Below are 4,990 nucleotides of genomic sequence, written 5' to 3' on the forward strand. Positions count from 1 at the left end.
CTCGTGGGGAAGCTCGCGGCGCGCTTCCGGGTGCCGGGGCGACTCCGGGGCGGGATCCGGCCGTTCGGGACCGTGGCCGCCCTCGCCGCCGTCGCGGCGTCAGCGGTGGTCGTGAGCAGTCTCGACCGGGATCCCCTGGGCGTGAGTCCGGGCGTACCCCCGCAGTCCTCCGCCGCCGCGGGGCCGGGTTCGTCGATGTCGGACGGCCGCCTCGAACTGCTCAGCGCGGCGAAGAAGGCCGAGACGTCGGCCGGCGAAGGAACGTACTGGCAGACCTTCACGCGCTCGGAGGACGTGAACGTCGTCAGTGCGGCGGGAGGCAAGGGGCGGCTCTTCGCCGTGCGCGACACGGGGACCTCGGAGTGGTCGGTCGGTGTGCGCCCGGGAACCCGGAGCCTGATGGTCTCCGGCCTGGACGCCGTGACCGCCCCCCGGACCAAGGAGGACGAGGCACGCTGGCGTGCCGCCGGCTCACCCGAGACGATGGAGGCCGAAGTCACGGGGAACGAGCAGGGCGGCACGCTCGGGTACACGATGGGAGCCGGGCGGCCGACGGTCATGCGGACGGACGACGACGACAAGATCTACGCCCTCGGTTCGCGGAACGCCTCCTACCAGGATCTGCTGGAACTTCCCTCCGACAGCGCTGAGTTGCGCCGGGAGCTGGAGCGCCGGCACGGCGAGGACAGCGGTGCCGAGATCAGCGACCGCACGGCGTACGTGCTGCGCCAGGCGACCGACCTCATCACGATGCCGGTGAAGCCCGCCGTCCGGGCGGCCGCGTACCGGGTGCTGGCGGAACAGCCCGGCGTCCGGGGGCTGGGGAGTGTCACCGATCCGCTGGGGCGCGAGGGCGTCGGGGTCGCGTTCCCCGGCACGGACGAGACGCCGTTGGGGACCGTGGAGCAGCGGGTGGTCGTGGACCCGTCCACCGGCGAACTGCTCTGCGAGCAGCTCGTGCTGGTCGAACCGTCGGCCAGGGCCCGGGAAGCGGGTCTCGACGCGGGCACGACGGTGAACTACACGGCGACGACCCGGATGGGCTGGGGCGAGCGTCAGATCACGGTGCCGGAGAACGCCCGGCGCTGAGCGCGTGCGGTCCGGCGGAACCCCCCGACCTCGCCGCTTCGGCCGGGCCGAGGTCGGAAACGGGGCGTAGCCGCGAACGTGCCTTCCGCGCTGGGCCGATGGACCTTGTCGAGGGGTTCCGTCGGTCCGGGCGGAAGGCACTTTGCGCATGCGGCGTGGTGCGGGGTGGTGCGGGGGCGAGCAGGGGGCGTGTGGGGTCGCGTACCCGAGCCACACGCCTCCACCTGATGTCGCCAGTGGCTAAGCTGTGGGCATGCACATGCAAACACGGGGGCGCGGACTGAGGTTCGCGTCGATGACAGCGGTTGTCGTACTCGCCCTGTCCGGGTTCTCGGCAGGCCGAGGCCACGGCGGCACCAGCTCCAGCGGCGGCGGAAGCAGCGACGGCGGTGGCGGGGGAGGCGGCTGCAGCTCTTCGTCCCAGGACCACGACTCCTCGTCCTCGTCCTCGGGTGGCAGCTCGTCCGGGCTGGGGAAGAGCTACGACTATGACGACAACGACGACGACTACGACTCGTACGGCGACTCGTCCACCGGGGGCACCGGCTCGGGCGCGGACCAGTTGGAGCCGGCGACCGTGCGGTTGGTGAAGTGCGCGACTGTGAAGGAGCCGTACGCCACCGTCGAGGTGACCAACCCCAATCCGAGTGACGCCGCGTTCTGGGTCGACGTCTCGTTCAAGGACAGCAACGGGGCCACGATCAAGGACGAGACCTGGAAGATCGACGTGCTCGCCGACGACAAGGTGACCGTCGACATCGAGATGGCGCGGAAGAGCATGGCGTCGTCGCTCGACCACTGCGTGGCGGAGCCGGAGGCCGAGCCGATCAGTTGAGTCGGTCCAGTCGGTCCAGTCGGTCCAGTCGGTTCCGTTGGGTGAGTGGTTGAGTCGGTTGAGTCAGGTGGGGCGAGGGGTCACCGCACCCGGTACCCGCCAGGTCGCCGCCCCGTGAACAGCTCCGCCTGCCGTTCGCCCGGCAGGTTGCCCAACGAGACGAGGTGCGGGGCGTACGCGAGGGCGTGCGCCCGCGCCGCCTCCCGGGCGGCCCAGCAGGACCGGACCGTGCCCTGGACGGCCTCCGGCGGATACCCGGCGATCACCTCGGCGCACCGCACGGCGGCGGCGACGGCCTCGCCGGGTTCCGTCACCTCCGACACGAGCCCCACCTCGTGTGCCCGGCGGGCCGACACGCGCTCGGCGGTGCCCATCAGCGCCATCCGCGCGGCCTCCCCGTACGGCATCCGCTGGGCCATGAGGATCGACTCGAAGGCGCTGACCATGCCGTAGGTGGTGTGGGGGTCGAAGAAGGTCGCGGAGGAGTCGGCGACGAGGAAGTCGGACTCGCCGAGGAGGTAGAAGGCGCCGCCGCAGGCCATGCCGTTCACCGCCGCGATCACCGGCTTCCAGAGGTCGTTGGACTTCGGGCCGACCTTGAGGAGGGGGTCCTCGATCGTGTAGGGGGAGTTCGGTTGGGGGACGGCCTTCGCCGCGTCACGGTCGAGGCCCGTGCAGAAGGCGCGGTCGCCGGCGCCGGTCAGGACGACGGCCCGTACGGTGTCGTCGTATCTCAACTCCCGCCACAGCCGCGTTAGTTGCTGCGCCGTCGGCAGGTCGATCGCGTTCAGCTTCTCCGGGCGGTCCAGGGTGAGGAGCGCGACGCCCGTGTCCTTGTCCGTCGTCGTGCGCAGGGTCACGGTCGCTCCAGTACCCATTGGGGGAGGCCGGTGGCGGTGAAGACGACCTGGACCCGGGCGCCGATGCGGAGGCGTTCGACGGGGACGGAGTCGAGGCGGGCGCCCGGCTCGCTCACCAGGTTGCCGACGAGGCGGATGCGGGGGGCGTCGGTCAGTTCGACGAGGACGACGTTGTACGGGGCCTGCTCGGCGTAGTCGGGGAGCAGGGGCGGGTGGGGCAGGACGTACGACCAGATGCGGCCGCGACCGGTCACCCGGCGCCAGTCGGTCGCGAAGGAGCGGCAGTGCGGGCAGCAGGGGCGGGGCGGGAAGCGGAGTTCGCCGCAGTCGGCGCAGGCCTGGATGCGCAGTTCGCCTTGGGCGGCGTACTCCCAGAAGGGGGCGCCGTCGTCGTCCACGACAGGGGTCAGCATGGGGGTCAACTCCTCAGTTCCGAAGCAGCAGGGCCGACGTCGGTACCCCTTCGCCCGCCGTCACCAGGCAGGTCGCCGCCCCCGGTACCTGGGCGGTGCTCGTGCCGCGCAGTTGCCGTACGCCCTCGGTGATCAGGTTGAAGCCGTGCACGTACGCCTCGCTGAGGCCGCCCCCGGAGGTGTTGAGGGGCAGTCGGCCGCCGCTCTCCAGGGCGCCGCCCTCGGTGAAGGCGCCGCCCTCGCCCCGGCCGCAGAAGCCGTAGCCCTCCAGGGAGAGGGGGATGAGGGCGGTGAAGGCGTCGTAGATCTGGGCGACGTCGATGTCGTCCGGGGTGATGTCCGCGTGCTTCCAGAGGTGCCGGGCGGCGGTCCAGGCGGGGCCGGTCAGCGGGTCGTCGTTCCAGTAGTTGACCATGCCGTGGTGCTGGGCGGGCAGGCCCTGGGCGGCGGAGTGGACGTACACGGGGGTCCGGCGGCAGTCGCGGGCGCGCTCGGCGGAGACGAGGACGCATGCCAACGCCCCGTCCGTCTCCAGGCAGTTGTCGAAGAGGCAGAGGGGCTCGCTGATCCAGCGGGAGGTCATGTACATCTCGCGGGTCAGCGGGCGCTCGTACATGATCGCGGCGGGGTTCTGGTTCGCTCTGTTCCGGCAGGCCAGGGCGACGTTGAAGAGGTGGTCGCGGGTCGTGCCGTACTCGTGCATGTGGCGGCGGGCGAGCATGGCTATCTCGTCGGCGGGGCGCAGCAGGCCGTAGGGGCGGGTCCACTGGGCCGGGGTGGGGAGTTGGACTGCCGTGTTCTTCCACGGGCGGGGGCCCGAGCCGCGTTTCCGGGACCGCCAGGCGACGCCGACCGTGGCCTGCCCGGTCGCGATCGCGGCGGCCAGATGCGCGACCGTGGCGCACGAACCGCCGCCGCCGTAGCCGACCTTGCTGAAGAAGGTGAGGTCGCCGAGGCCGAGCGCCTTGGCGACCTCGACCTCGTCCGTCTCCTCCATCGTGTAGGAGGCGAGCGCGTCGACCTCGTCCGGGGCGATTCCCGCGTCGTCGAGGGCGGTGAGAACCGCCCGGCACGCCAACGCCCGTTCCGACTCCGGCAGTTGCTTGGCGAAGGGGGTCTGGCCGATACCGACGATCGCTGTCGCGTCCTTGAGCACGGCCAGGGGAGCCATGGGGGCCATGGGGGCACACCTCCGCACAGGGGTATGGGCCAGGGACTGTCCGGCCGACGGCAGCCGAGGCTGTCCGGCGGCGGGCGGCTGCTGACAGTCCGTCAGGGTACAGCTAATCTGACGGGTAGTCAGCTGATGCTGGGACACTGGTTCTCGGGTACGGAGGCCTGTTGTGCGCGGTGACTTGGATGGGCGCGGTGGTGACTCGGACGGGCGCGGTGACGTGGAGTGGGGGACCGTCCCGGGGCTGGTCCGCTCGGCCGTCGAGCGGTTCGGCGGGGTCGAGGCCGTCGTCGACGGGCGTACGCGGGTGTCGTACGCGGAGCTGGGCGCGCGGGTGGAACGCGCGGCGGCCGCGTGCGTCGCGAACGGGGTGGGGGTCGGCGACCGGGTCGCTCTCTGGGCGCCGAACTCCCTCGACTGGATCGTCTCCGCACTCGGCGCCGTCTCGGCGGGCGCGGTGCTCGTCCCGCTGAACACCCGCTTCAAGGGCGGCGAGACGGCGGACGTCCTGGCGCGCAGCCGGGCGAAGCTGCTGTTCATCACCGGGACGTTCCTGGGGACGTCGTACGTGGCCTCGCTGCGGCGGGCCGCGGGCGCGGACGGCGGCCGGCTGCGGGCG

Annotated in this window: 6 protein-coding genes; 3 read left to right on the forward strand and 3 right to left on the reverse strand. The window is 72.0% G+C overall.

Going from position 1 to position 4,990, the window contains the following annotated elements:
• Both AWZ10_RS15010 and AWZ10_RS15015 read left to right on the forward strand, forming a co-directional pair.
• Positions 1 to 1,089, forward strand: a 1,089-nt coding sequence (locus AWZ10_RS15010; protein WP_060891293.1) for a CU044_5270 family protein, incomplete at its 5' end; no start/stop codon positions are given.
• Positions 1,090 to 1,384: 295 nt separating this feature from the next.
• Complete coding sequence (locus tag AWZ10_RS15015) at positions 1,385 to 1,924, forward strand: hypothetical protein (RefSeq protein WP_060891294.1); 540 nt, start codon at positions 1,385 to 1,387, stop codon at positions 1,922 to 1,924.
• A gap of 80 nt (positions 1,925 to 2,004) precedes the next feature.
• On the opposite strand, the gene AWZ10_RS15020 is transcribed toward AWZ10_RS15015, so the two are convergent.
• From AWZ10_RS15020 to AWZ10_RS15030, 3 genes are read right to left on the reverse strand one after another with little or no spacing between them, the layout of a single operon-like run.
• Complete coding sequence (locus AWZ10_RS15020; RefSeq protein ID WP_046707085.1) at positions 2,005 to 2,784, reverse strand: enoyl-CoA hydratase/isomerase family protein; 780 nt, start codon at positions 2,782 to 2,784, stop codon at positions 2,005 to 2,007.
• Positions 2,781 to 3,197 (reverse strand): Zn-ribbon domain-containing OB-fold protein, encoded by a 417-nt coding sequence (locus AWZ10_RS15025; protein WP_060891295.1) that lies wholly within the window; start codon positions 3,195 to 3,197, stop codon positions 2,781 to 2,783. The genes AWZ10_RS15020 and AWZ10_RS15025 overlap by 4 nt, the downstream gene beginning before the upstream one ends.
• A gap of 13 nt (positions 3,198 to 3,210) precedes the next feature.
• Positions 3,211 to 4,368: a lipid-transfer protein gene (locus tag AWZ10_RS15030; protein WP_208618499.1), complete on the reverse strand. Its 1,158-nt coding sequence runs from the start codon at positions 4,366 to 4,368 to the stop codon at positions 3,211 to 3,213.
• A gap of 172 nt (positions 4,369 to 4,540) precedes the next feature.
• Here AWZ10_RS15030 and AWZ10_RS15035 point away from each other — a divergent pair.
• The coding region (locus AWZ10_RS15035; RefSeq protein WP_244172492.1) for an AMP-binding protein at positions 4,541 to 4,990 on the forward strand (450 nt) is incomplete at its 3' end.

Origin of the sequence: Streptomyces europaeiscabiei, assembly GCF_001550375.1 — a bacterium.
GTDB lineage: Bacteria > Actinomycetota > Actinomycetes > Streptomycetales > Streptomycetaceae > Streptomyces > Streptomyces europaeiscabiei.